The sequence below is a fragment of the Enterobacter cloacae complex sp. Mu1197 genome (genome assembly GCF_040059225.1).
Lineage (GTDB): Bacteria > Pseudomonadota > Gammaproteobacteria > Enterobacterales > Enterobacteriaceae > Enterobacter > Enterobacter quasiroggenkampii.
Window position 1 is genome coordinate 1,955,466 of record NZ_CP157375.1, and the last position, 23,107, is coordinate 1,978,572.

Sequence of the window (23,107 nt, forward strand, 5' to 3'; positions counted from 1 at the left end):
CGTCAAACCTTCCAGTAGTCATGGGATTCAGTATAGCGTGGATCCTGCTGAGTCTTCCTGAGGCGCCAATTTTGTTCAGTATTTCAGCGGTAAGTGATTGATAGAAATCAAAATTCCGCGTTTAAGCTCAACGCATCCGGCATCCCGAAGATCTGCAAGAATCCGCATTATACCGCTACGAGACAGGTAGGTTCTGCTTTGGATGTAATTCGCTGCGGTAATATTGCTGCGAATTCGCTCCGATTCGTTCATCAGCTCAAGCAACTGGAACCGGATTATCTCATATGAGGACATCTGCGATATCAACGTGCAATGCTCGTAAACGCGAGAAGCGGTGTAAATCACTAACTTACATAAGCTTTCCCACAGTCCAAAACTCTCGATAAGCAGATTGAATCGTTCCAGTGGAAGGCGACTCATCACAGCATTTTCATTCACTCGGACGTAAAGGTTTTCGGTCTGAGAGAACTGATTACTGATCCCCATAATGAAAGTCGCTTGTTCAGAGTTAAGCACCATACCATCGCCTCGACGATTCAGCGTGACGCCGCCTTGATGAAGTATATAGCAGGTTCTTTTTTTACCGGAATGATAGCGCAGGATTTCGCCTTTATTCGCATTAAAACGTGTGGCAAAGGGAGCGATTTGTTCAATCATTTTATCGATATCACTCACGGGCTTGAATGCATGTGCAGGTGTAACCTCAGTAAATTCCCCCGTTGAAATTTTAGTATTCATATTAATCACTCCAGACGCTCTTTGAGTCAGTCAAAAAGATGTGTCAGGGATTATCTAACCGCGAAGAGTGTAAATAAATAATAGGTTGGTTTCATAATGGACCCGGCCATTAACAAATATTTAATAATCTGGCGAGGGGCGTTTAAAATAATTTTTTCGCGTTAAGGAAATGTTAACATTAAAGTCTACGGTTGGGCTAAAAAGCATTTGTCGGGAAAATTAAACTTCTGTAAATTTCGCCTCAGCAAGTGAGAGGATGAAAACAAAGTTATCGAATAAATATCTTTGCGTTCTGCTTACTGCACGTTGGAAATGAGATATCTGGCGCAAAAAATAAATGGTCTAAATCCATCTGGATGTTGCCGCCTAAATTTCGGTAATTTATAAAGTTATTAAGGAAATTAATTCATGAAAAAGAATATTATTGCTGCTGCTTTCGCTGCGACTGCTGCTCTGACCATGTCTAATGCTTTCGCTGCTGCTGGTACCGTTAATTTCACCGGCGAAATCATCGATGCAGCGTGCACCGTTGACGCGGGTTCTGTAAACCAGACCGTTGATCTGGGCCGTTACAGCAAATCTGAATTTACCGCTGCTGGCGATAAAACCGCTGCGACTAAATTCTCTATCGTTCTGACCGACTGCCCGGCAACCGTAACAGGTGCAACTATCAAGTTTGACGGTTCTGCGGACCCAGCAAACTCCAACCTGCTGGCTGTAACCGGTGGCGCAACGGGCGTTGCTATTAACCTGATGACGGCTGATAGCCAGGATCTGCCGTTGGCGGGCGTAAACAGCCACGTATACAGCCTGGCTGAAACTGTACCAAACACACTGGACTTCTTTGCTCAGTACGAAGCAACGTCTGCAACTGTCGGCGTAGGTCCAGCAAACGGTGTAGCGAACTTCTCCGTTAGCTACCAGTAATCTTCCTGACCGGAAACATATATGAGGGCCGGTATACGGCCCTTTTTTATCGAGGTGTAAAATGAATTTTCTTAGCAAAACTTTAATTGCCTGCGCAGTAATTTCAGCAAGCGTGTCCTTTGCCAATGCGGGTGTCATTATTGGCGGAACGCGTGTCGTCTATGATGGCAATAAAAAAGAAGCTTCCATTGATGTTAACAACCCGGATAAGACGCCGTACCTTATTCAGTCGTGGGTTGAAACATTAAATGGTGGCGCTGAGAAAGCTCCTTTTATTATCACCCCTCCGTTGTATCGACTCGATGGTGGCCAGCAAAATATTGAGCGTGTCGTAGTGACCGGCAACTTGCCACAGGATAAGGAAAGTCTTTACTGGCTAAATATTAAAGCGATACCGTCAGCGCCCAAAAAAGATAATACGCTGCAAATTGCGATCAAAACGCGCATTAAGCTGATTTATCGTCCGGCAGGATTAAAATCTCAGCAGCCGCAGGAGTTGAGTCATCAGTTAACCTGGCGCCGCAATGGAAACCAACTTCAGGTTACCAACCCAACCAGCTATGTCATTAACTTCAATGAAATCAGTCTGGGTGGTAAAAAAATTGAAAATGTTTCGTATGTACTTCCTGGGGAATCAATGAATTTCACGCTGCCTGCTGGCGCTAACTCAACCTCTATTAATTATAAAGTCATTAATGATTATGGGGCGGTGAGTGACGTGCAAAGCGCAAGCTTGTGAAAATAATTGGTTTTGGAATGTCGTTTCCAAGGTGACGTGAATGATGATAGTAAGGGAATATAATAATTTTAAACCTGCGCGATTGGCTTTATTAATTGCATTTGCCCTTGCTGGCTCAATGCAGAATACCATGGCGCGTGATTACTTCAACCCGGACCTGGTTGAACTCGATAATCCGCAAAATGGGGGTAAAGCCGATCTCGCTGCGTTTGAAGCGGGCTCGCAGGCGCCGGGAACCTATCACGTCGATGTGATGCTGGATAACGAACTCGTTGATACGCGAGATATCGAATTCAAAACCTCAGGTGCTCCCAATGATGAGGGGAAATTAGAACCTTGTCTGACCGTGGAGCAGCTTAAAGAATGGGGCGTAAAAACCGAGCTGTTCCCGGCGCTGGCAGTGGACAACGAGCGTTGTGCGAACCTGCACGCGATACCTTCCGGATCCACTGAATTTCAGTTTGGCGCGCAGCGTCTGCTTATCAGTATCCCTCAGGCGGCAATTTCTCGTCAGGCCCGCGGATACGTTCCACCGGAACAGTGGGATGACGGAATCACGGCTGCACTGCTCAACTACAGCCTGAGTGGGGCCAATAACCGCTCGCGCAACGGGAGCAGTGATACCAGCAACACGCAGTACGCTAATTTGCGTCCGGGAATCAACATCGGGCCATGGCGTCTGCGCAACTACACGACCTGGTCACGAGATGAAGATGGCAAGGACAAATGGGATAGCGTTTATACCTACGCCCAGCGCGCGATCGTACCGCTAAAAGCGCAGATGACGCTCGGGGACAGCACTGCGCCTGCTGATGTTTTCGACAGCATGCCGTTCCGCGGTGCGCAGCTGGCATCCGATGATGATATGCAACCTGACTCCCTCAAAGGGTACGCACCCGTCGTCCGAGGTATCGCGCGTACCAATGCGCAGGTTATTGTCCGTCAGAATGGGTATGAGATTTATCAGACCTACGTTGCGCCTGGCGCCTTCGAGATTACGGATATGTATCCGACAGGGGGAGCTGGCGATCTGCAGGTCACGATAAAAGAGGCCGACGGTAGCATTCAACAGTTTACCGTTCCCTTTGCGTCACTGCCTGTACTGCAGCGAGAAGGGCGATTCAAGTACGCCGTCACGGGTGGGCAATATCGTTCCTACAACAGTAGTGTAGATAAGACGCCGTTTGCGCAAATTACGGGCATCTATGGCTTACCGTATGGCTTAACGGCTTACGGCGGTGGTCAAACGTCGAGCCACTACCAGTCGGTCGCTGCCGGTATGGGTAAGAATATGGGGGATCTCGGCGCAGTTTCTGTCGACGTTATTCAGGCATGGTCCACCCCACAAAATCTGCCGAGCGATAGTGGCCAGTCCTGGCGCGCCCGCTACAGTAAAAACTTTGTCGAAACTGGCACTAACTTTGCTATTGCAGGCTACCGCTATTCGACAAAAGGTTATTACGGAATGCAGGAAGTGCTTGATTCCTATGGTGATACGGGTTCATTGCAGAACCGGCGTCGTAACCGTATGGAGCTGACGATGAACCAGTCTCTGGGCGGCTCGTTAGGCTCGATCATGGTGAGCGCTGTCCGTGAAGATTACTGGAATTCCGGGCGAGCGATGGAGTCCTGGAGTCTGGGGTATAACAATTTCTGGAACGGCATCAGCTACGGTTTAACCTATACCTCCACGCGAAACGGGAACCCTGGAACATACGGTAACCCTACGAGCTATGACAAAGACCGAATGGTGGCGTTTAACATCAGCGTGCCGCTGGATAAATTCCTGCCGCAGACGTGGGCAAACTACAGCGTTAATAACAGTAAAAATAACGGAACGACCCATACAGTTGGCATCAACGGGACCGCGCTGGAAAACAATGCCCTGAACTGGAACGTTCAACAGGGGTATGGCAGCAATAATGTCGGATACAGCGGCAACGTGAACGGTGATTACAAGGGTACCTATGGTGAGGTGACGGCAGGGTACAGCTACGACCAGAACAATGAGCGTCTGAACTATGGTATTCAGGGCGGCGTCATCGCGCATGCTGACGGCGTGACGTTATCGCAACCGCTGGGTGAAACGAACGTCCTGGTAAAAGTCCCGGGGGCGAAAGGTCTGACGGTGCGAAACCAAACGGGCGCGAAAACGGACTATCGGGGATATACAACGGTAAATAACGTCAACGTCTACCGTAAAAACGATATTGTAATCGATCCAGAAAGTATGTCCGATGATGTAGAACTGGATCTCACGACCCGAACCGTTGTGCCAACGCGTGGGGCTGTTGTTCGCGCTGAATACACTGCCAACGTCGGTCAACGTGCATTATTTACGTTATTGCGTGGTAACGGAAAGCCTGTTCCATTTGGGGCGATTGTCAGCGTCAATGGGATTAAAAACAGTGGCTTTATTGTCGGTGATAATGGACAGGTTTATCTCACAGGCTTAGGCGAGAATGTCGACCTTATTGCTCAGTGGGGTGAGGGTAGTGATAAACAGTGTAAAGCCTCATATATTTTAAAACCTACCGATGTTAAAAATAACATTGCGGTTGTCAGTACTGTCTGTCGATAGGAAAGAAAATGAATGCATTTAAATATTTTTTGCTGTTGCTTTTGACATTAATATCCGTAGAAAGCTTTGCAGGCTGTACGAACAATATCTCTGCGCAAAACTTTAATTTGAATTTTAGTACAATTACTGCGCAGCGCGATGTGGCGCCGGGAACGGTTGTCGCTGCACAGTCGGGTATTTACAATGTGAATTTCTCATGTACTGATTCCACGAATAATTATCAGGAAGCGATGAGTGGTAGTTCCCTTGGGAATAGTCTCTATGATATAGGCGTAAGTGGATACGGCATTCGTGTGTCAGAAAATGATTCAGGCGGCGGTTTCCATCATTACTTTCCGATGTCATTTACTATTGGCAGCTATAGTGCTTCTTATATGTATAAAGTTGAGTTGGTCAGGACTACCGCTCCAGCTGTATCAGGTGCACTTCGCAGTGGACAAATTGCTAACATATCTATTTCAAACCAATTTTTCATTGCGACATGGAACATTACTGGCGGAAGCATTACAACACTTGCCTGCAGTCTTTCTTCGGGCTCGCTGAGTTTTCCGATAGGTAATATCCCTGCGACAAGCTTTGGCTCAACAGTGGGTACAACGCCAGCCAATGCTCAGGTTGCCCAGAATCTCGGATTGAGCTGCAATCCTGGCGCAAATATCAACATTTCTTTAAGTGGACAGCAAAACCCTGATGTGGCCAATACCAGCGTTTTAGCCTTATCGGGCCAGGGTGGTCCGGGGGTGGCACAGGGAGTGGGGGTGCAAATATTATATGGTGGCACACCTCTCAATCTTAATAATACCGTTTTCCTTAAGCAATCTGGCGGTGGGCTGGAGTCATTCCCAATCGTAGCCCGTTATTATCAAACTAAGACGGCAGTGAGTCCAGGTACGGCGAATGCAACCGCAACATTAAATATTACTTATCAATAGGAGGGTAAATCATGAATTTTAAACTTATGGCTATTGCGGCGATGGTATCTTTTTCATCCATGGCGGCTGATACGGTAAATATTAACGTTACGGGTACTATTGTTGCTTCTCCTTGCGTAATCAATGGAGGAAGTGCCAACCTGAACGTGGATTTAGGTTCGACTATTCAGGCCTCTACACTTGCCAGTGCGGGAGCAACCTCTACCCCCGTGGCATTTACTCTTCCGATAACAGCATGCCCTGTAGGAACGAGTAGTGTGCAAGTAACCTTCAGCGGAACGCCGGACCCTGTCGCAGGTGCCAACTATTATAAGAGCACAGGGACCGCGACTAACGTAGCGGTGGGGCTGTATCAGGCCAGCAATGGCAATCTGTTGGGGAACGGGAGTTCTGTGACCCAAACCGTTCAAGGCGATCGTACCGCCTCGTTAGCTATGCAGGCAAAAGCTTATTCTGCATCGGGTAGCGTCATGCCGGGAACCATTAATTCCGTTATTGTTGCCACCATGCAATATAACTGATTAATTATGATTAAAGCTGAACGCCCGCTTATAAGCGGGTGCCAGAGGTGTGCTATGTTTATAAAAAATTATTCGGTCGTATTGGTTTTTTTAACCTTACCGCTAATGGGTAGAGCGGACTCCAATATTAATATTTCCGGCCAGGTCATTGCCAGCCCGTGTGTCGTTGACACGGGCACCGTTTCTAAAGTGGTCAATCTGGGGGAAGATACCAAGCAGAATCTCATTAATGCCGGTGATGGGGGCGTCTGGTCTGACTTTGATCTGCTGGTGCAAAGCTGCCCTGCAGGCACCAGCAGCGTAACGGCCAAATTTACCGGTAATGCCGATACGCAAGATCCCACCGCATGGAAAAACAGCGGGACCAGCAACAATGTTGCATTACGTATCGCCAGCAGGGATCATGCGACAACATATAGCGTAAACAGCACAATGCAGGTGAATGTCGATAGCAGCACGCGCAGTTCAACCTTTCCGCTGTCAGCGAGAATGTTTACGCCGCAAGGAAATTCCACTGCCGGAACGTTCCTGTCGGTAATGAACGTTGATTTTACCTATCAATAACGGCTGAAATATCTTTTCCAAGAAAAATAAGTTTGAGACTTCCATGCTGATAAATTCCTTGCTTGAGCATGCTATATGTGGTGTTCGGTTCCAGCCTATCTATTCTTCACAGGAAAAAAAGATAAAGGCATGGGAAATGCTAAGTGCCTTACGCCAGGGGATCGACTGCGAAACCTTTTTTGAAAAGATGTCGTTAAATGCTAGCTTTCGTTTATTATGCTGGCAGTTGCGTATAGCTTCTCTTTGTGTAGACAGTGAAGCGTATTTTATTAATGTGCCTGCGAAATTACTCTGTCGTTCAGTTTTGATTGATGAACTATTGCCCAGCCTGCATTCTGGCATTGTTATTGAGATACAAGATCCCTGTAATTTTATTTCATTGTCAAAAAAAGAACAGGAGATTTTTTACTCCATGCATCAAAAAATAAAAAATACAGGTGCAAAGATATGGCTGGATGATATTAAACATGAGCATTTGTCACTGCTGGGTGAACGCATTTGTTTATTTGACGGTGTCAAGGTAGATAAAATGAGTCTATGGGAAAACAGAGGTTCCCCATGGGTATTAAAGTCAATGATTGCCTACTGCTCGTTGATGGTAGAGCAGGTGCTTATAGAAGGCATCGAAGATAACGAACTACTTGCTTTGGCTCAGGGTACAGGATGCAATTTAATGCAAGGATTTCTTTGGCCTGAGAAAAGGTTGAGTATTGATTATGTCCCGGTCTGATAAATGATAAATGTTTTAATTAAAGAAGAAGATTTTTTATATCACCATAGCCTCAGGTCATTTATTAGCGATTTTTTTAAAAATGAATATGCGAAAAATGTCCATTTTCTCAAAGGCTACGCGCCTGAGAATATTTCCCGGGCGGAAATTATCGTTTATGCGTTCAGTAAGGGTGAACATCATACCTGCTTTCCAGAATTAAAAAGCGCGCGTAAATGCGTCATCATTGGTATTACTGAAGCGGAAGAACCGTCATCATCGTTTTTACCGTTCTGCATTCAGCAGACTTATTTTGTATCACGCTCAGCGCCACTCTATCTGTTGAAAAGGGTATTCCGTCAGGCATGGGTGGCCTACAGTGCGTCAGCTATCCCTGTCTTTTTAAAAGCCTGTGAAAGCTGTAAGCATAAAACGTTATCACAGCGCGAACTCAATATTATGGCCGGTCTTTACAAGGGGGAGTCCGTCAAAAACATAGCCAGAGAGATGATGCTCACGCCAAAGACGATCTATGCCCATAAGTATGCTGTTATGCATAAGTTCAACCTGAGCAGTGAACACGAGTTGCTTGAGCTCCTGAACCGCTTACTGGAAAAACGGTGTAACCCCAATTTGTTTCGCGAAGCATTAGAGCAGTTTCGTTAGCGTTTACCCGGCTCCAAAAACACTTATCATTGGGCCGGGTAGACCAGAAGCTACAGGGTGTTTTCCTTAGATATTCACCGCGTTAATCAGCCGCGACTTCATGGACTGATACGCCGACGCGGCATAGTCCTCCGCCCAGCGCTGGTCCTCAATCGCCTCCAGTTGCACCGCGCAGTACTTCGTTTCCGGGGTTTTGGAGATGGGATCGAGGTTGTCCTGGGTCAGCTCGTTGCAGGCGCCAATCCACCACTGATAGGTCATATAGACGGCCCCGGCGTTGATACGCTCGCTGATGCTGGCGCGGGTAATCACTTTCCCGCGACGTGAACGTACCCAGACCAGCTGCCCGTCAGTAATGCCCAGCTTTTCTGCATCGGCAGGGTTCATTTGCACCCGACCCGGCTCGTCGGCCAGGCTTTGCAGCGCGGCGCAGTTCCCGGTCATGGAGCGGCAGGAGTAGTGTCCCACCTCGCGTACCGTACACAGCACCAGCGGGAAATCCGCATCCGGGGTTTCCGCCGGCGCGCGCCACGGTGCGGCAAAGAGTTGCCCTTTACCGCTCGGCGTGTCGAACTGATTGTCTTTGTACAGGTACGGCGTACCGGGGTGATCCAGCGTCGGGCAGGGCCACTGCACGTGGCCCATCTCGCCCATTTTTTCATACGTCACGCCGTAGAAGAGCGGGCACAGCGCGCGCATCTCATCCCAGATCTGCTGGTTGGAGTCATAATGCATCGGATAGCCCATCTCGGTGGCGAGCAGGCTGATGATCTCCCAGTCGCGCTTCACGTTGCCGCTGGCGTCGATGGCTTTGCCAAAACGCTGGAAGCCGCGATCGGCACAGGTAAAGACGCCGCCGTGTTCACCCCATGAGGTGGCCGGGAGCAGAACGTCCGCCACCTCTGCCGTTTTGGTCATAAAGATGTCCTGAACCACGACAAAATCGAGCGCCTCAAAACCGCTGCGCACCAGGCCGAGATCGGCTTCGGTCTGAAGCGGATCTTCTCCCATGATGTAATAGGCCTTAACCTTGCCTTCCAGCGCAAGGTGAGGCACTTCGGTAATGCGCGTCCCGACGCGATCGTCCATCGCATTGACGTCAATTCCCCAGGCGTCGGCGAACTTCTGCCTGACCGCCGGATCGGTCACATCCTGATAGCCGGGGAACATATTCGGCAGAACGCCCATATCGCAGGCACCCTGGACGTTGTTTTGACCGCGCACCGGCCCGACGCCGACGGCGGGGCGACCGAGATTCCCGGTCAGCAGCGCCAGGCTGGACAGCCCTTTGACCACATCCACAGCCTGACCAAACTGGGTCACGCCCATCCCCCACATCACGGTGGCGGAAGGGGCCGCCGCGAAGGTGCGCATTGCCTGGCGGACGTCACGGGCGGGGATGCCGGTAAGATGTTCGACCTTTTCCGGCGCATAGTCTTTTACCGTTTGCCGGTAGGCCTCAAGCCCCTCCGTAAAGCGCGCCACGTAGCTTTTATCGTACAGCTCCTCTTCCAGCAGCACATAGCCAAAGGCGTTCACCAGCGCCATGTTGCTGCCATTTTTCAGCTGCAGATGTTGGTCGGCAATACGTGCCGTTTCAATACGCCGCGGATCGCAGACAATAATTTTTGCGCCGTTTTCACGCGCTTTCAGCACGCGGCGGGCGACGATAGGGTGGGAGTCCGCGCAGTTATAGCCAAAGACCAGCAGGCATTTTGAGTTTTCAATATCGCTAATGGAGTTGCTCATCGCGCCGTTACCGAGCGTTTCCTGTAAACCGGCGACGGACGGGCCATGACAGACGCGCGCACAGCAGTCCACGTTGTTGGTGTTCAGCACCGCGCGGGCAAACTTTTGCATCACGTAATTGGTTTCATTGCCGGTTCCGCGAGAGGATCCGGTGGTCATGATCGACCGCGGCCCGTGCTGCGCTTTAATACTGCTGAGCCTGTGGGCGGTGTAGCGGATCGCCTCTTCCCAGGTAACGGGGGTGAAGGCTTCGCCTTTGCGGTAGCGGATCATGGGCTGGGTGAGGCGGGGGGTGAGCAGACGGGTATCGTTAAGGAAGTCCCAGCCGTAAAATCCTTTCAGACATAAAGTGCCCTGGTTTGTGACTCCCGCTGCTGCTTCGGCACGGATGATACGGTTATTTTCAACGACAAGGTTCAATTTACAGCCTGCACCGCAGTACGGGCAGACGCTGGCGATCTTTTTCATCAATAACAGACCTGTTAAGAAATGAAGCAAAGTTGACTGGAAACCCAGTCCCGTATGCGGAAATAAGCAGGAACCGTGCCAGGTTGGTTTTGCGTGGATTACAGGGGGTTATGCGGGGAGGGCGCGTGTCATCGTCAGGCCGATCGTCAGTTTTGACGATGACACGTTAGGGGGCGTGGCGAGCAGGAGCTCAGAGATCGTCCATCGTGTAACCCACCACGATTTCCAGCGTCTTACGAATCACATCCGCCTGAACCACGTCATTGGTGGCTTCCAGCGTCTGAATGAGCCAGAGGATGATCGCTTTATTGGAAAGATGACCTTCGGAGGCCAGAACACAGCGTACTGCCGTAGAAAAAATAGCGGACTCTTCAGCAAAACGATCGCCTGCATGGCGGAAATACTCCGCCAGCGCACTGTCTAAAAAAGCAGAGTGGTATTCGGGTTGAAGCTGAATATTTTGTCTCATTTGTTCTCACCGTAGCTGTTAAATTGCAGTCAATGTATTTTTTTGGGATCGGACGGTTTTCCACTTCCAAATAACGGCACAACATTGTCTCGGTTATCGTTGAGAGATCCCTCTCTTTTCGTTCGTCCTTGCGCGGTTCTGCGACGTGTAAAGGCGGTGCTGTTTGAGCCGATCTCGGCAATCACCACCGCAAGTGTCTCCCGCCGCTGGGGATCCTTTTCATGTTCTTTCATGACCCGCAGACGCTGTAGCAAGCCTTCAGTTGTCACCGGTCCCCGCTCTTTCAGAAGAGAGAGAACGGCTTCACCGATAAGCTGGTCTATCAGTCGGTCTGCGTTACTGCTATTCATATCCTTACCGTTCGAAGAGCAGACCAAGAAGCATGTGGTAATGCTCTTCCTCTTCCGGGCCGTCGGCCTTTTCGAGGCGACTGAGCAATTTTGTACAAAGCGATTTGCGATTAAGGTTTCGCCCGTCGCTGAGAATTTCAACAACCACCTGGCCCAGCGTTTCCTGCTGGGTAGGAAGCGTGGCTTTTTCGAAGTACTGTGCGATTGCTGCTGCGGAATCTGCGACGTAACCTTTCTGCTGCATGTTTCGCTCCTGTAAAATTTTGTAATCAGTAACGTTACATTTAAGGTATACATAATTTCCAAATCTGTACATGTAAAATGTACAATTTTTTAGATTTTTTACGATATATCTTATAAATCATTTATTTTTCATTGCGTTGGGTTGGCGTTGCGATGGGGGTAGAGTGCAGGATATATTGTACAAAAAGCGCCGCTGCTGGTAAGTTGTACAGCCGAGTCAAAAGGTCTCGTTAACTGCCGTAAATGGTTGAGATGTAAATTATTTGTCAGGCAATTAATGTGCTATAAATGAACATTACCCACGTCTTTCGTGGCCAAAACCCTAACCCCCAGGAATAGCATGCTCACAACCATCATTTACCGCAGTCATATCTGCGAGGACGTTCCAGTGAAAGCGCTGGAAGCAATGGTCGCTGCTGCAAATCGTAAAAATCGGCAATCCAATGTCACGGGGATCTTGCTGTTTAACGGCACACATTTTTTTCAACTGCTGGAAGGGCCGGTTGAGCAGGTTTCGGCTATCTATGAGCAGATCTGCAACGACCCGCGCCACCATAACGTGGTCGAGTTAATGCGCGATCACGGACCTGTCCGGCGTTTTGGCAACGTGGGTATGGAGCTTTTTGATTTGCGCCACTTCGACAGGGACGAGGTACTGCAGCAGGTGCTCAATAAGGGGACGACACGCTACCAGCTGACGTATAACGACCGCCCTCTGCAGTTTTTCCGCACCTTTGTCGAGGCCACGGAAAAAGCGAACTATTTTGAACTGCCGCCTGCGGACTCATGGGAATTCGTTCGCGAAGAAACGCGCTTGTCCGCGCAACCTGAGGTGGTCGCGAAGGGGGCGGATTGCAGCTTCGCGTTCCAGCCGATAGTCGATCCATTTATGCAGCAGGTTGTCTCCTGGGAGGCGCTTCTCCGCACCCCGTCCGGCGACTCGCCGGGGGCTTATTTCGCCAGCCTTCCGCATGAGGAAGTGTACGCGTCTGATTTGCAAAGCAAGCAGGTGGCGCTCTCCATGGCCAGCGCGCTGGGGTTACAGGACCAGACGTTATCCCTTAACCTGCTTCCTATGACGCTGGTTAACATTCCCAACGCCGTGGATTTTCTGCTTACCGCGATCGAAGCAAACGGTTTTGTACCTGAACAAATCGTGGTGGAGTTCACCGAGAGCGAAGCCATTTCCCGCTTTGATGAGTTCACGGATTCGGTCAGGCAGTTAAAAAGCGCGGGTATCAGCGTGACGATCGATCACTTTGGTGCCGGTTTTGCCGGGCTGCAGCTACTGGCCCACTTCCAGCCTGACAGAATTAAGATTAATCGTGATTTGGTCGCGAACGTGCATAAAAGTGGCCCCCGACAGGCCATTATTCAGGCCATCATCAAATGCTGTTCCTCGCTTGAAATCCAGTTCTGCGCGGTGGGAGTAGAGAAGGCGGAAGAGTGGATGTGGCTGGAATCTGCGGGGATTTCCCAGTTCCAGGGGCATCTTTTTGCCAGCCCCCGGCACGGCGGGATTCCAGCCATTGCGTGGCCGGAGAAAAAGTTCGAATTGTGATAAAGCTGTACGCAATCGGACAGACGTAACTGTACGAACGGTAAATTTTATACAACAATGTATTAACAGGCGAATGGCGTCGTAAGCCATTCACCCGTTCAAAATGCGGTCTTAGTTATACAAATGGTGTGTACAATCTGATAAGGTTGGTGCAGTTAGGTATGGAAGTTCTGAGCGTGAGGGAGTTAATGGCCTATTACAGTATCGGCGAAGTGGCCGAACGATGCGGTATCAACCCCGTTACGCTGCGTGCCTGGCAGCGCCGTTATGGATTGTTGAAGCCGCAGCGCAGCGAAGGGGGTCATCGTCAGTTTGACGATGAAGATATCCTGCGTATCGAAGAGATCAAACGCCTGATGAAGAGCGGCGTTTCGGTCGGGAAAGTAAAAGCCTTGCTGGAAAACAAGGAAGTTTTGACTCAGGGTAACTGGGTCTCGTTCCAGGAAGAGATGATGACCGTTCTGCGCTATGCCAGCCCGGCAAAGCTGCGCGCCAAAGTCGGTGAGTTCCGCCGCGATCACCCGATAGACGCCCTGATTGACAATATTATTTCTCCCGTCCGTCAGCGGATGAACCAGGACCAAAATACCGTGCGTCACATGGCGAGCCTGTTTGACGGGGTCCTGATCGAATTCGCGATCGCAAGCCTGGCGGAGTCTCGCAAAAAAGCCGGTAAAGATGCGCTCCTGATTGGCTGGGAGTGTGATGACCGCACCCATCTGTGGCTTGAAGCCGCGCGCTTATCGCAGAAGGGTTGGCACATTGATGTCCTGGCAGAACCGATTGATTCGCCACGTCCCGAGCTTTTCCCGGGGCAAAAAATCTTCGTCTGGACGGGGAAATCGCCAACGCCTCGACAGCAGGAACAGCTCGACCACTGGCGTGAGCAGGGGTTTGCTGTCTCATTCCATCATTGAGTGTAAGAGGCCTTGAGGGCCTTTTTTTGTTTTTGTCACTTTCCATGCAAAATCTATCTCAAGAATAGGCATTATTCCTGCAGATGAGATTTACGCGGCTAATTTTAAAGAACATCTAATTTTTTCTGGGGCTTTGCAGTTGGCTACTTGTTCAATAGGGGACTGTGTCCCCTTATTAATACTCAGCGAGTATGGCGCTCATTCCATGCATCTGAAAATTGAATATTACCGTCAAGAATTCTCCAGGTGATTTTTTCATATTGAATGCTGACGCTTTCTATGTGATTCATTTTATCGTTTCCCGCCAGCTTAACATTTGGAACGCTGCAGTGGACGCCAGTTAATTTCACATTCTCCATAAGAACGGTATAGTAGCAGACCTCCTGGCCTGCATCATTGATGTGATAAAACCTTATTTCTGCGCTTTTCAGCGTTTGCCCGGTTGCTGCAGCCTTGTAAAGATATGGCGTAGAGCTATCAACTTCTTTTTCAATCATCATAGACGAATGTTGGCGGGTGCCGGTGATTTTGCCGTTAGCGCTGTCAACGGGCAAATTTATACCATGGCTCAGGCCGATAATTTCAATGCTTCCTTCACGATCTTGTACGTCAACAGATCCTTTGATATCTGCACCGCCATCGTCTTTAAGCCACATATAGGGAGGTATAGGCATTTTATTATTTCCTTAGTTTTTTGGTTAACTTCATTGTTAAAATATAGAAAGAGGTAGTGATGATTAGCATTGCAAGCCAGTCAATGAATGAATAAGCATCATACATAGATTCAGCATTTTCATTTCCGGTGATAGTGATTGCTGTTGTTCGGGCTAAATCATAGTTAATATATGACTCAGGACCCGGTAATATATGGCCTATCGCAAATAATAAAATGAGAAAATAAATAATTTTACTTGACCTACGAGCAAGGATTTTTAATGTAGCCACCCACTACTACCTCCACCCATCCTCGCGCCATCAGTGACCGTATGCATGGAACCTGAATAAGCGATGTACTCATTAGCGCGTTATGAATCATCGCAAAATCAGACATGTTGGCGATAGTTATGCATCCTTTTGAAACCGTGCCGGGATGTAGTCGGAAATTTCCACGTTTTACATTTTCTATCCATGCGTAATCATCTATACCCCAGTCATCACGCCACAAAGCAAACCAGTCAGATTTACCAAAAGCATTTCGGCCAATAAATCTGTTAGCTGCATCGTGAATCTCCTCTTTTTTTTGGGAGAACCAGTTACCCTCCCTGCGATCAACAATCCAGTATTTCCCCGGGGGAATAGGGCCAGTATTGGCGACATGTCCGCAACTGGCATTGTTTCTGTTGGCTCCCAACCCGGAATGCGCCATGAACACGCCCACACCATACAGATTGAAAGGCGCGTAATCTGCGCCATTCAGAATCATCTTTCCCTGTAACGCCATATGCCACCTTAATTCCTTTGCAAGAGTGTGGTTAATGCTACAGTGATTAATAATGTGATCCAGAGTGAGTGTATGATTTTCAGAAAAAGACTCACATCAACAGGTTGTCTACTGCTGAGGAGCGCTTGCTGGCCGGGCACCTGAAGCCCTGGCCTTCTTTTAGTGCGCCAAATCGCATCTGTTAGACTGAGTTCACGACAATCAAAGAGGCTATCTCAAAAATAGGCATTTCCGATGCATATTTTACTTTTCACCTCTCCGCCACAAACCCCACGACGAAATGCATTATTAATCAATGCATTGAACAATTAAATCCATCCTGCCTGCATCTTGTCACAGGGTCTATGCTTAATAAAAGTAGGCAAAAAGGGCGGTTTAACCGAATGCCCCTGCTGACAGAGGGTTGAAGTGATAATCGTTATCACTAACATGGTGTTATGCCCTGATGGCTTATCAGATGAGGTGGACCTATGGAACTGCATTCAGAAACCTTTAATCCTGCCGATTTCGCCTGGCGCGGGTTAACGCTCACGCCAGCGGCGGCGGCACATATTCACGAGCTGGTGGCGAAAAAGCCCGAGATCCTGGGTGTGCGTTTGGGTGTCAAACAGACCGGCTGCGCAGGTTTCGGTTACGTGCTTGATACCGTCACCGAACCCGAGAAAGATGACCTGGTGTTCGAGACCGACGGCGCAAAATTGTACGTCGCGCTGCAGGCCATGCCCTTTATCGATGGCACCGAAGTGGACTACGTCCGCGAAGGCTTAAATCAGTTATTCAAATTTCATAACCCGAAAGCCCAGAACGAATGCGGCTGCGGCGAAAGCTTTGGGGTATAGGCGGAACTATGTCTCGTAATACTGAAGCAACGAGTGAAGTAAATACCTGGAGCGGCGGGCACCTCAACTATAAAGAGGGGTTCTTCACCCAGCTGCAGACCGATGAGCTGGCAAAAGGCATCAACGAGGATGTCGTGCGGGCGATTTCGGCGAAACGTAACGAGCCCGAGTGGATGCTGGAGTTTCGCCTGAGTGCCTACCGCGCCTGGCTGGAGATGGAAGAGCCGCACTGGCTGAAAGCGCATTATGACAAGCTGAACTACCAGGATTACAGCTACTACTCCGCGCCGTCCTGCGGCAGCTGTGATGACACCTGCGCCTCGCAGCCCGGCGCGGTGCAGCAAACCGGCGCGGAGAACAGTTTCCTCAGCAAAGAGGTGGAAGAAGCCTTTAACCAGCTGGGCGTACCGGTGCGCGACGGGAAAGAGGTGGCGGTGGACGCTATCTTTGACTCGGTCTCGGTGGCCACCACCTACCGCGAGAAGCTGGCAGAGCAGGGGATCATTTTCTGCTCCTTCGGCGAAGCGATTCACGATCATCCGGAACTGGTGAAAAAGTACATCGGGACCGTTGTGCCTTCAAATGATAACTTCTTTGCGGCGCTTAACGCGGCGGTGGCCTCGGACGGTACCTTTATTTACGTGCCGAAAGGCGTGCGCTGTCCGATGGAGCTTTCCACCTATTTCCGTATTAATGCCGAAAAAACCGGCCAGTTCGAACGTACCATTCTGGTGGCCGATGAGGGGAGCTACGTCAGCTACATCGAAGGGTGCTCCGCCCCGGTCCGCGACAGCTATCAGCTGCACGCGGCGGTGGTGGAGGTCATCATCCATAAAGACGCCGAGGTGAAATACTCAACGGTGCAAAACTGGTTCCCGGGCGACGGCAATACTGGCGGTATCCTGAACTTCGTGACCAAGCGTGCGCTGTGCGAAGGGGAAAACAGCAAGATGTCGTGGACCCAGTCCGAAACCGGTTCGGCCATCACCTGGAAATACCCGAGCTGCATCCTGCGCGGGGATAACTCCATCGGCGAGTTCTACTCGGTGGCGCTCACCAGTGGTCATCAGCAGGCGGATACCGGCACCAAGATGATCCACATTGGTAAAAACACCAAATCGACCATTATCTCGAAAGGTATCTCCGCCGGACACAGCCAGAACAGCTATCGCGGGCTGGTGAAAATCATGCCGACGGCCACCAATGCGCGAAACTTTACCCAGTGTGACTCGATGCTGATTGGCGCAGACTGCGGTGCACATACCTTCCCGTACGTCGAATGCCGCAATAACACGGCCCAGCTGGAGCACGAGGCGACCACGTCACGGATTGGGGAAGACCAGCTCTTCTACTGCCTGCAGCGCGGGATCAGCGAAGAAGACGCCATCTCAATGATTGTCAACGGCTTCTGTAAGGACGTGTTCTCTGAACTGCCGCTGGAATTTGCCGTTGAAGCCCAGAAACTCCTCGCCATCAGTCTTGAACACAGCGTCGGTTAAGGAAAGCACATGTTAAGCATTAAAGATTTACAGGTCAGCGTAGAAGATAAAGCCATCCTGCGTGGCCTCAATTTTGACGTTAAGCCGGGCGAAGTCCACGCCATCATGGGGCCGAACGGTTCCGGGAAAAGTACGCTTTCTGCAACGCTGGCCGGGCGCGAAGATTATGAGGTGACCCACGGCTCGGTCGAGTTTAACGGCAAAGATCTGCTGGAGATGTCGCCGGAAGATCGTGCGGGAGAGGGCATTTTTATGGCCTTCCAGTACCCGGTCGAAATTCCTGGCGTCAGCAACCAGTTCTTCCTGCAGACGGCGCTGAATGCGGTGCGCAAATACCGTGGGCTGGAGGCGCTCGACCGCTTCGACTTCCAGGATCTGATGGAAGAGAAAATCAGGCTGCTGAAAATGCCGGAAGATCTGCTGACCCGCTCGGTGAACGTCGGTTTTTCCGGCGGCGAGAAAAAGCGTAACGACATTCTACAGATGGCGGTACTCGAGCCCGAGCTGTGCATTCTGGATGAGACCGATTCCGGTCTGGATATCGACGCCCTGAAGATTGTCGCTGACGGCGTCAACGCCCTGCGCGACGGCAATCGCTCGTTTATTATCGTCACCCACTACCAGCGCATTCTGGACTACATCAAGCCGGATTACGTCCACGTGCTTTACCAGGGGCGCATTGTGAAATCCGGTGATTTTACGCTGGTTAAACAACTGGAGGAGCAGGGTTATGGCTGGCTTACCGAACAGCAGTAATGCGCTCCAGCAGTGGCACCGGCTGTTTGAAGCCCAGGGCGGCACGCGCTCGGCGCAGGCGCAGCAGCATCTGCAGCAGATGCTGCGTCTTGGCCTGCCGACGCGTAAGCATGAGAACTGGAAATATACCCCGCTTGATGGCCTGCTGAACGCCGAGTTTGTTACCCGTCTGGCGGATCTCAACCCAGCGCAGCGCGACGCGTTGGCCTTGCGTGTCGATGCCGTGAGCCTGGTGTTTGTCGATGGCCAGTTCCGTCCGGAACTGAGCGACACGCTCCAGGAGAGCGGCTTTGAGATTGAGATAAACGACGATCGCCAGCGCCTGAGCGCCCCGGTTCAGCCCGAGGTTTTTCTGCACCTGACCGAGAGCCTGGCCCGCAGCGTGACGCATATCGCCGTGAAGCGTAACCAGCGTCCGTCAAAGCCGCTGCTGCTGATGCATATCACTCAGGGTCTGGACGGCGATGAAATCAATACCGCGCACTATCGTCACCATCTTGAGCTGGCGGAGGGCGCGGAGGCCACGGTCATCGAACATTACGTCAGCCTCAATGAGACGCGTCACTTTACCGGGTCGCGTCTGACGATGAACGTGGCGGCCAATGCCCAGCTACACCACATCAAACTGGCGTTTGAGAATGCCCAGAGCCACCACTTTGCCCATAACGACATTGTCCTGGGACAGGATGCCGCCGCGTACAGCCACAGCTTCCTGCTCGGCGGGGCGGTGCTGCGCCACAACACCAGCACGCAGCTTAACGGGGAAAACACCACGCTGCGCATCAACAGCCTGGCGATGCCGGTTAAATCGGAAGTGTGTGACACGCGCACGTGGCTGGAGCACAACAAAGGCTACTGCAACAGCCGCCAGCTGCACAAAACCATCGTCAGTGATAAAGGGCGCGCGGTGTTTAACGGCCTGATTAACGTGGCGCAGCACGCCATTAAAACCGACGGGCAGATGACCAACAACAATCTGCTGTTAGGGCGACTGGCGGAGGTGGACACCAAACCGCAGCTGGAAATCTACGCGGATGACGTCAAATGCAGCCACGGTGCGACGGTCGGGCGAATCGACGACGAGCAGATGTTCTACCTGCGCTCGCGCGGCATCGACAAGCAGGCGGCGCAGAAAATGATTATCTACGCGTTTGCCGCCGAACTGACGGAAGCGCTGCACGATGGTCAGTTAAAACTGCAGGTGCTGGATCGGATCGGTCAGCGCCTGCCTGGAGGCGAAGCATGAGTTTTCCCGTCGAGAAAGTGCGGGCAGATTTCCCGGTTCTGACCCGTGAAGTAAACGGTCTGCCGCTGGCCTACCTGGACAGCGCGGCCAGCGCGCAGAAGCCGAATCAGGTGGTGGATGCCGAAGCCGAGTTCTATCGCCACGGCTATGCTGCCGTGCATCGCGGTATTCATACCCTGAGCGCCGAGGCGACCCAGCGGATGGAAAACGTGCGCACGCAGCTTGCCGCCTTCCTTAATGCCCGCTCGCCGGAAGAACTGGTCTTTGTTCGCGGGACCACCGAAGGGATCAACCTTGTCGCTAACAGCTGGGGCAACGCGCAGGTCCACGCGGGGGATAACATCATCATCACCCAGATGGAGCACCACGCCAATATCGTGCCGTGGCAGATGCTCTGCGAGCGCGTGGGCGCCCAGCTGCGGGTGATCCCGCTAAACGCTGACGGAACGCTTCAGCTTGAGCAGCTTGACCTCTTGCTGGATGACCGTACGCGGCTGGTGGCGGTTACCCAGGTCTCCAACGTGCTGGGGACAGAAAACCCGGTGGCAGAGATCGTCGAAAAGGCCCATCAGGCAGGCGCAAAGGTCCTGATTGACGGTGCCCAGGCGGTGATGCACCACGCGGTTGACGTCCAGGCGCTGGACTGTGATTTCTACGTCTTTTCAGGCCACAAACTCTATGGGCCGACCGGGATCGGCGTGCTGTATGTGAAAGAAGAGATCCTGCAGGCGATGCCGCCGTGGGAAGGAGGCGGGTCGATGATCGCCACCGTCAGCCTGACGGAAGGCACGACCTACGCGCGCGCGCCGTGGCGTTTTGAGGCGGGCACGCCCAACACCGGGGGGATTATCGGGCTGGGGGCGGCGGTCTCCTACGTCTCTGCCATCGGCCTGGACGCCATTCAGGAGTACGAACAGCTGCTGATGCGCTACGCGCTGGCGGAACTTGCCAGCGTGCCGGATTTGACCCTCTACGGGCCTGCCGATCGGCAAGGGGTGATTGCGTTTAATCTCGGGAAACACCATGCCTATGACGTGGGCAGTTTTCTCGATAACTACGGCGTGGCGGTCCGTACCGGGCACCACTGTGCCATGCCGCTGATGGCGTTTTACCAGGTACCGGCAATGTGCCGCGCATCGCTGGTGATGTACAACACGACGGAAGAGGTCGACAGGCTGGTGGCGGGGCTTAAGCGCATTCACCAGCTGCTGGGCTAACGGAGAGGCGAAAGATGGCAGAGCTGCCGGACAAAGATAAATTACTGCGCAACTTCTCGCGTTGCGCAAACTGGGAAGAGAAGTATCTCTATATCATTGAGCTGGGACAACGCTTACCACCGCTCGGTGAAGAGGCGCACAGCGCAGAGAACAGTATTCGGGGCTGTCAGAGCCAGGTGTGGATCGTGATGGCGCAGTCTGATGACGGCACGATCGAATTGCGCGGCGACAGCGATGCCGCCATTGTTAAAGGGCTTATTGCCGTCGTTTTTAGCCTTTACCAGCAGATGTCGGCGCAGGATATCGTCGCGTTCGATGTCCGTCCATGGTTTGAAAAAATGGCCTTAACCCAACACCTCACCCCGTCCCGTTCTCAGGGACTGGAAGCGATGATTCGCGCCATCCGCGCCAAAGCTGCAATCCTTAGCTAGACTTACAGAACTGCATTCATTCTGTTTCGCGAGGTGGTTCCCACCTCGCTGGTTTTTCAGCTTTCTGGCGTTCTGTCAGTGAATAAGGAATCTCAGCATGAAGCGCGCGTCTCTCATTACTCTATTACTCCTCAGTTCGCTCGGTGCCGTTAATTCGGCCCGTGCGATGGACTATCCGTTGCCGCCCGCAGGCAGTCGTCTGATTGGGCAAAATCAAACCTACACGATACAGGAAGGGGATAATAAGCTGCAGACCATTGCCCGTCGGTTTAATACGGCGGCGCAGGTGATCCTGGAAACCAACAATACCATTGCGCCGGTAAACCCTGCGCCGGGAACCGTGATAACCATTCCGTCGCAAATGCTGTTGCCGGATACGCCCCGCGAGGGAATTGTGGTGAATCTCGCTGAGCTTCGGCTCTACTACTTCCCGCCGGGGCAAAACATTGTTCAGGTTTTCCCCCTGGGCATTGGTCAGCTGGGGCTGGAAACGCCGGTGACGACCACGCGGGTAAGCCAGAAAATCCCTAATCCGACCTGGACACCCACGCCTGGCATCAGAGCACGCTCTCTGGAGCAGGGCATTAAACTGCCTCCGGTTGTTCCTGCCGGGCCAAATAACCCCCTGGGACGCTTCGCGCTGCGTTTAGGCGTGGGGAATGGGGAATATCTTATCCACGGTACCAGCGCGCCGGACAGCGTCGGCCTGCGGGTCAGTTCTGGCTGTATGCGGATGAACGCTCCGGACATTAAGGCCCTGTTCGAACAGGTGCGGGTGGGCACGCGGGTGCAGATTATTAATGAACCCGTGAAGTTTTCCGTTGAGCCGGATGGTAGACGCTATATTGAGGTCCACCGTCCGCTGGCGCAGGTAGAAGGGGAAAATCCACAGGTCTCGCCCATTACCCATTCCGCCGAGTTTGCGACCTTTGTTTCCCAGGCGGGAAGCGATAAGGCGCTAATTGATAAAGCGCTGTCACGTCGCGCCGGGATCCCGGTTATCGTGTCGGCCGGTAGCGGCCCGTCAGCCAGCAATAGCGTGTTGTCGGTGCAGAACAGCCGGGTATCTGCTGCGGTAGCGGAAGATGAAGGGGAGAAGGTGACGCAGTAGCCGTTTGACGCAGGCAAAAAAAATGGCGCACAATGTGCGCCATTTTATTAACAGGTACTATTACTTACGGTATTTAGTAGCCTGGTTGTCCAGACGCTGGTTAGCGCGAGCTGCGTCGTCTTTAGCAGCCTGAACGTCGGAACGGATTGCGTTCACGTCGTTGCTCAGCTGGTCAACTTTAGCGTTCAGAGTCTGAACGTCAGAAGACAGCTGATCGATTTTAGCGTTGCTGGAGCAACCAGCCAGCAGAGTAGAACCCAGGATTACCGCGCCCAGTACCAGTTTAGTACGATTCATTATTAATACCCTCTAGATTGAGTTAATCTCCATGTAGCGTTACAAGTATTACACAAAGTTTTTTGGGTTGAGAATATTTTTTTGATGGGAATACACCTATTTTTGATCGTTCGCTCAAAGAAGCATCGAATCAGCC

The 23,107-nt window shown here is 51.5% G+C and carries 25 protein-coding genes; 17 read left to right on the forward strand and 8 right to left on the reverse strand.

What is annotated here, in order from left to right; genetic code table 11:
• Nucleotides 1–75: 75 nt before the first annotated feature.
• Entirely contained in the window at nucleotides 76–738 is a 663-nt protein-coding gene (locus ABFV38_RS09270; RefSeq protein WP_048027568.1) for a winged helix-turn-helix transcriptional regulator, read from the reverse strand.
• 408 nt (nucleotides 739–1,146) lie between these two features.
• On the opposite strand from ABFV38_RS09270, the gene ABFV38_RS09275 reads away from it, so the two are divergent.
• From ABFV38_RS09275 to ABFV38_RS09310, 8 genes are all read left to right on the forward strand, one after another.
• Nucleotides 1,147–1,665, forward strand: a complete 519-nt coding sequence (locus ABFV38_RS09275; RefSeq protein ID WP_045910295.1) for a fimbrial protein — start codon at nucleotides 1,147–1,149, stop codon at nucleotides 1,663–1,665.
• Between the two features lie 61 nt (nucleotides 1,666–1,726).
• A complete protein-coding gene (locus ABFV38_RS09280; RefSeq protein ID WP_045910296.1) occupies nucleotides 1,727–2,404 on the forward strand; it encodes a molecular chaperone in 678 nt (225 codons plus the stop codon).
• Nucleotides 2,405–2,444: 40 nt separating this feature from the next.
• Nucleotides 2,445–4,985, forward strand: coding sequence for a fimbria/pilus outer membrane usher protein (locus ABFV38_RS09285; RefSeq protein ID WP_348959211.1), 2,541 nt, complete (start codon nucleotides 2,445–2,447; stop codon nucleotides 4,983–4,985).
• 8 nt (nucleotides 4,986–4,993) lie between these two features.
• Nucleotides 4,994–5,917: a fimbrial protein gene (locus ABFV38_RS09290; RefSeq protein ID WP_072052290.1), complete on the forward strand. Its 924-nt coding sequence runs from the start codon at nucleotides 4,994–4,996 to the stop codon at nucleotides 5,915–5,917.
• A gap of 11 nt (nucleotides 5,918–5,928) precedes the next feature.
• Nucleotides 5,929–6,438, forward strand: a complete 510-nt coding sequence (locus tag ABFV38_RS09295; RefSeq protein WP_045910298.1) for a fimbrial protein — start codon at nucleotides 5,929–5,931, stop codon at nucleotides 6,436–6,438.
• Between the two features lie 54 nt (nucleotides 6,439–6,492).
• Entirely contained in the window at nucleotides 6,493–7,002 is a 510-nt protein-coding gene (locus ABFV38_RS09300; RefSeq protein ID WP_196346182.1) for a fimbrial protein, read from the forward strand.
• Nucleotides 7,003–7,045: 43 nt separating this feature from the next.
• Nucleotides 7,046–7,732, forward strand: a complete 687-nt coding sequence (locus ABFV38_RS09305) for an EAL domain-containing protein (protein ID WP_348959212.1) — start codon at nucleotides 7,046–7,048, stop codon at nucleotides 7,730–7,732.
• 3 nt (nucleotides 7,733–7,735) lie between these two features.
• Entirely contained in the window at nucleotides 7,736–8,377 is a 642-nt protein-coding gene (locus ABFV38_RS09310) for a LuxR C-terminal-related transcriptional regulator (protein WP_348959214.1), read from the forward strand.
• 66 nt (nucleotides 8,378–8,443) lie between these two features.
• On the opposite strand, the gene fdhF is transcribed toward ABFV38_RS09310, so the two are convergent.
• From fdhF to ycgZ, 4 genes are all read right to left on the reverse strand, one after another.
• Entirely contained in the window at nucleotides 8,444–10,594 is a 2,151-nt protein-coding gene (gene fdhF, locus ABFV38_RS09315) for a formate dehydrogenase subunit alpha (RefSeq protein WP_262805516.1), read from the reverse strand.
• Nucleotides 10,595–10,784: 190 nt separating this feature from the next.
• Nucleotides 10,785–11,063 carry a biofilm development regulator YmgB/AriR family protein gene (locus ABFV38_RS09320; RefSeq protein ID WP_023327185.1) on the reverse strand — a complete coding sequence of 93 codons (279 nt, stop codon included), beginning with the start codon at nucleotides 11,061–11,063 and terminating at the stop codon, nucleotides 10,785–10,787.
• Nucleotides 11,064–11,092: 29 nt separating this feature from the next.
• The gene (locus tag ABFV38_RS09325) at nucleotides 11,093–11,413 is read right to left on the reverse strand and encodes a hypothetical protein (protein WP_048222719.1); all 321 of its coding nucleotides are present in this window, start codon (nucleotides 11,411–11,413) and stop codon (nucleotides 11,093–11,095) included.
• A 4-nt stretch (nucleotides 11,414–11,417) separates the two neighbouring features.
• Nucleotides 11,418–11,657, reverse strand: a complete 240-nt coding sequence (gene ycgZ, locus ABFV38_RS09330) for a regulatory protein YcgZ (protein WP_348959217.1) — start codon at nucleotides 11,655–11,657, stop codon at nucleotides 11,418–11,420.
• Between the two features lie 339 nt (nucleotides 11,658–11,996).
• On the opposite strand from ycgZ, the gene ABFV38_RS09335 reads away from it, so the two are divergent.
• Together ABFV38_RS09335 and ABFV38_RS09340 are read left to right on the forward strand one after the other, a co-directional pair.
• The gene (locus tag ABFV38_RS09335) at nucleotides 11,997–13,217 is read left to right on the forward strand and encodes a diguanylate phosphodiesterase (RefSeq protein ID WP_039266179.1); all 1,221 of its coding nucleotides are present in this window, start codon (nucleotides 11,997–11,999) and stop codon (nucleotides 13,215–13,217) included.
• 188 nt (nucleotides 13,218–13,405) lie between these two features.
• Nucleotides 13,406–14,134 carry a MerR family transcriptional regulator gene (locus ABFV38_RS09340; protein WP_039266180.1) on the forward strand — a complete coding sequence of 243 codons (729 nt, stop codon included), beginning with the start codon at nucleotides 13,406–13,408 and terminating at the stop codon, nucleotides 14,132–14,134.
• A gap of 182 nt (nucleotides 14,135–14,316) precedes the next feature.
• Here ABFV38_RS09340 and tssD read toward each other — a convergent pair whose 3' ends face one another.
• Nucleotides 14,317–14,808 carry a type VI secretion system tube protein TssD gene (gene tssD / locus ABFV38_RS09345; protein ID WP_045910305.1) on the reverse strand — a complete coding sequence of 164 codons (492 nt, stop codon included), beginning with the start codon at nucleotides 14,806–14,808 and terminating at the stop codon, nucleotides 14,317–14,319.
• 242 nt (nucleotides 14,809–15,050) lie between these two features.
• Nucleotides 15,051–15,575 carry a DUF2778 domain-containing protein gene (locus ABFV38_RS09350; RefSeq protein WP_348959219.1) on the reverse strand — a complete coding sequence of 175 codons (525 nt, stop codon included), beginning with the start codon at nucleotides 15,573–15,575 and terminating at the stop codon, nucleotides 15,051–15,053.
• 470 nt (nucleotides 15,576–16,045) lie between these two features.
• Between ABFV38_RS09350 and sufA the strand changes: the two genes are divergently transcribed.
• The 7 genes from sufA (at nucleotide 16,046) to ABFV38_RS09385 (ending at nucleotide 22,674) form a co-directional block, all read left to right on the forward strand.
• Nucleotides 16,046–16,414 carry a Fe-S cluster assembly scaffold SufA gene (gene sufA / locus ABFV38_RS09355; protein WP_008500631.1) on the forward strand — a complete coding sequence of 123 codons (369 nt, stop codon included), beginning with the start codon at nucleotides 16,046–16,048 and terminating at the stop codon, nucleotides 16,412–16,414.
• 8 nt (nucleotides 16,415–16,422) lie between these two features.
• Nucleotides 16,423–17,913, forward strand: a complete 1,491-nt coding sequence (gene sufB, locus ABFV38_RS09360; protein ID WP_348959221.1) for a Fe-S cluster assembly protein SufB — start codon at nucleotides 16,423–16,425, stop codon at nucleotides 17,911–17,913.
• A 9-nt stretch (nucleotides 17,914–17,922) separates the two neighbouring features.
• Nucleotides 17,923–18,669 (forward strand): Fe-S cluster assembly ATPase SufC, encoded by a 747-nt coding sequence (sufC, locus tag ABFV38_RS09365; RefSeq protein ID WP_048027583.1) that lies wholly within the window; start codon nucleotides 17,923–17,925, stop codon nucleotides 18,667–18,669.
• Nucleotides 18,644–19,915 carry a Fe-S cluster assembly protein SufD gene (gene sufD, locus ABFV38_RS09370; protein ID WP_348959223.1) on the forward strand — a complete coding sequence of 424 codons (1,272 nt, stop codon included), beginning with the start codon at nucleotides 18,644–18,646 and terminating at the stop codon, nucleotides 19,913–19,915. Before sufC ends, sufD begins: the two co-directional genes overlap by 26 nt.
• Nucleotides 19,912–21,132, forward strand: coding sequence for a cysteine desulfurase SufS (gene sufS / locus ABFV38_RS09375; protein WP_348959225.1), 1,221 nt, complete (start codon nucleotides 19,912–19,914; stop codon nucleotides 21,130–21,132). The genes sufD and sufS overlap by 4 nt, the downstream gene beginning before the upstream one ends.
• Before the next feature lie 14 nt (nucleotides 21,133–21,146).
• A complete protein-coding gene (sufE, locus tag ABFV38_RS09380; protein ID WP_348959226.1) occupies nucleotides 21,147–21,563 on the forward strand; it encodes a cysteine desulfuration protein SufE in 417 nt (138 codons plus the stop codon).
• A gap of 97 nt (nucleotides 21,564–21,660) precedes the next feature.
• A complete protein-coding gene (locus tag ABFV38_RS09385; protein ID WP_348959228.1) occupies nucleotides 21,661–22,674 on the forward strand; it encodes a L,D-transpeptidase family protein in 1,014 nt (337 codons plus the stop codon).
• A gap of 60 nt (nucleotides 22,675–22,734) precedes the next feature.
• On the opposite strand, the gene lpp is transcribed toward ABFV38_RS09385, so the two are convergent.
• Complete coding sequence (gene lpp, locus ABFV38_RS09390; protein WP_010430241.1) at nucleotides 22,735–22,971, reverse strand: murein lipoprotein Lpp; 237 nt, start codon at nucleotides 22,969–22,971, stop codon at nucleotides 22,735–22,737.
• Nucleotides 22,972–23,107: the final 136 nt, after the last annotated feature.

Bases quoted from the DNA above. Each gene is read 5' to 3' on its own strand.
- ABFV38_RS09270 (WP_048027568.1), bottom strand. From the start codon at position 738: ATGAATACTAAAATTTCAACGGGGGAATTTACTGAGGTTACACCTGCA.
- ABFV38_RS09275 (WP_045910295.1), top strand. From the start codon at position 1,147: ATGAAAAAGAATATTATTGCTGCTGCTTTCGCTGCGACTGCTGCTCTG.
- ABFV38_RS09280 (WP_045910296.1), top strand. From the start codon at position 1,727: ATGAATTTTCTTAGCAAAACTTTAATTGCCTGCGCAGTAATTTCAGCA.
- ABFV38_RS09285 (WP_348959211.1), top strand. From the start codon at position 2,445: ATGATGATAGTAAGGGAATATAATAATTTTAAACCTGCGCGATTGGCT.
- ABFV38_RS09290 (WP_072052290.1), top strand. From the start codon at position 4,994: ATGAATGCATTTAAATATTTTTTGCTGTTGCTTTTGACATTAATATCC.
- ABFV38_RS09295 (WP_045910298.1), top strand. From the start codon at position 5,929: ATGAATTTTAAACTTATGGCTATTGCGGCGATGGTATCTTTTTCATCC.
- ABFV38_RS09300 (WP_196346182.1), top strand. From the start codon at position 6,493: ATGTTTATAAAAAATTATTCGGTCGTATTGGTTTTTTTAACCTTACCG.
- ABFV38_RS09305 (WP_348959212.1), top strand. From the start codon at position 7,046: ATGCTGATAAATTCCTTGCTTGAGCATGCTATATGTGGTGTTCGGTTC.
- ABFV38_RS09310 (WP_348959214.1), top strand. From the start codon at position 7,736: ATGATAAATGTTTTAATTAAAGAAGAAGATTTTTTATATCACCATAGC.
- fdhF (WP_262805516.1), bottom strand. From the start codon at position 10,594: ATGAAAAAGATCGCCAGCGTCTGCCCGTACTGCGGTGCAGGCTGTAAA.
- ABFV38_RS09320 (WP_023327185.1), bottom strand. From the start codon at position 11,063: ATGAGACAAAATATTCAGCTTCAACCCGAATACCACTCTGCTTTTTTA.
- ABFV38_RS09325 (WP_048222719.1), bottom strand. From the start codon at position 11,413: ATGAATAGCAGTAACGCAGACCGACTGATAGACCAGCTTATCGGTGAA.
- ycgZ (WP_348959217.1), bottom strand. From the start codon at position 11,657: ATGCAGCAGAAAGGTTACGTCGCAGATTCCGCAGCAGCAATCGCACAG.
- ABFV38_RS09335 (WP_039266179.1), top strand. From the start codon at position 11,997: ATGCTCACAACCATCATTTACCGCAGTCATATCTGCGAGGACGTTCCA.
- ABFV38_RS09340 (WP_039266180.1), top strand. From the start codon at position 13,406: ATGGCCTATTACAGTATCGGCGAAGTGGCCGAACGATGCGGTATCAAC.
- tssD (WP_045910305.1), bottom strand. From the start codon at position 14,808: ATGCCTATACCTCCCTATATGTGGCTTAAAGACGATGGCGGTGCAGAT.
- ABFV38_RS09350 (WP_348959219.1), bottom strand. From the start codon at position 15,575: ATGGCGTTACAGGGAAAGATGATTCTGAATGGCGCAGATTACGCGCCT.
- sufA (WP_008500631.1), top strand. From the start codon at position 16,046: ATGGAACTGCATTCAGAAACCTTTAATCCTGCCGATTTCGCCTGGCGC.
- sufB (WP_348959221.1), top strand. From the start codon at position 16,423: ATGTCTCGTAATACTGAAGCAACGAGTGAAGTAAATACCTGGAGCGGC.
- sufC (WP_048027583.1), top strand. From the start codon at position 17,923: ATGTTAAGCATTAAAGATTTACAGGTCAGCGTAGAAGATAAAGCCATC.
- sufD (WP_348959223.1), top strand. From the start codon at position 18,644: ATGGCTGGCTTACCGAACAGCAGTAATGCGCTCCAGCAGTGGCACCGG.
- sufS (WP_348959225.1), top strand. From the start codon at position 19,912: ATGAGTTTTCCCGTCGAGAAAGTGCGGGCAGATTTCCCGGTTCTGACC.
- sufE (WP_348959226.1), top strand. From the start codon at position 21,147: ATGGCAGAGCTGCCGGACAAAGATAAATTACTGCGCAACTTCTCGCGT.
- ABFV38_RS09385 (WP_348959228.1), top strand. From the start codon at position 21,661: ATGAAGCGCGCGTCTCTCATTACTCTATTACTCCTCAGTTCGCTCGGT.
- lpp (WP_010430241.1), bottom strand. From the start codon at position 22,971: ATGAATCGTACTAAACTGGTACTGGGCGCGGTAATCCTGGGTTCTACT.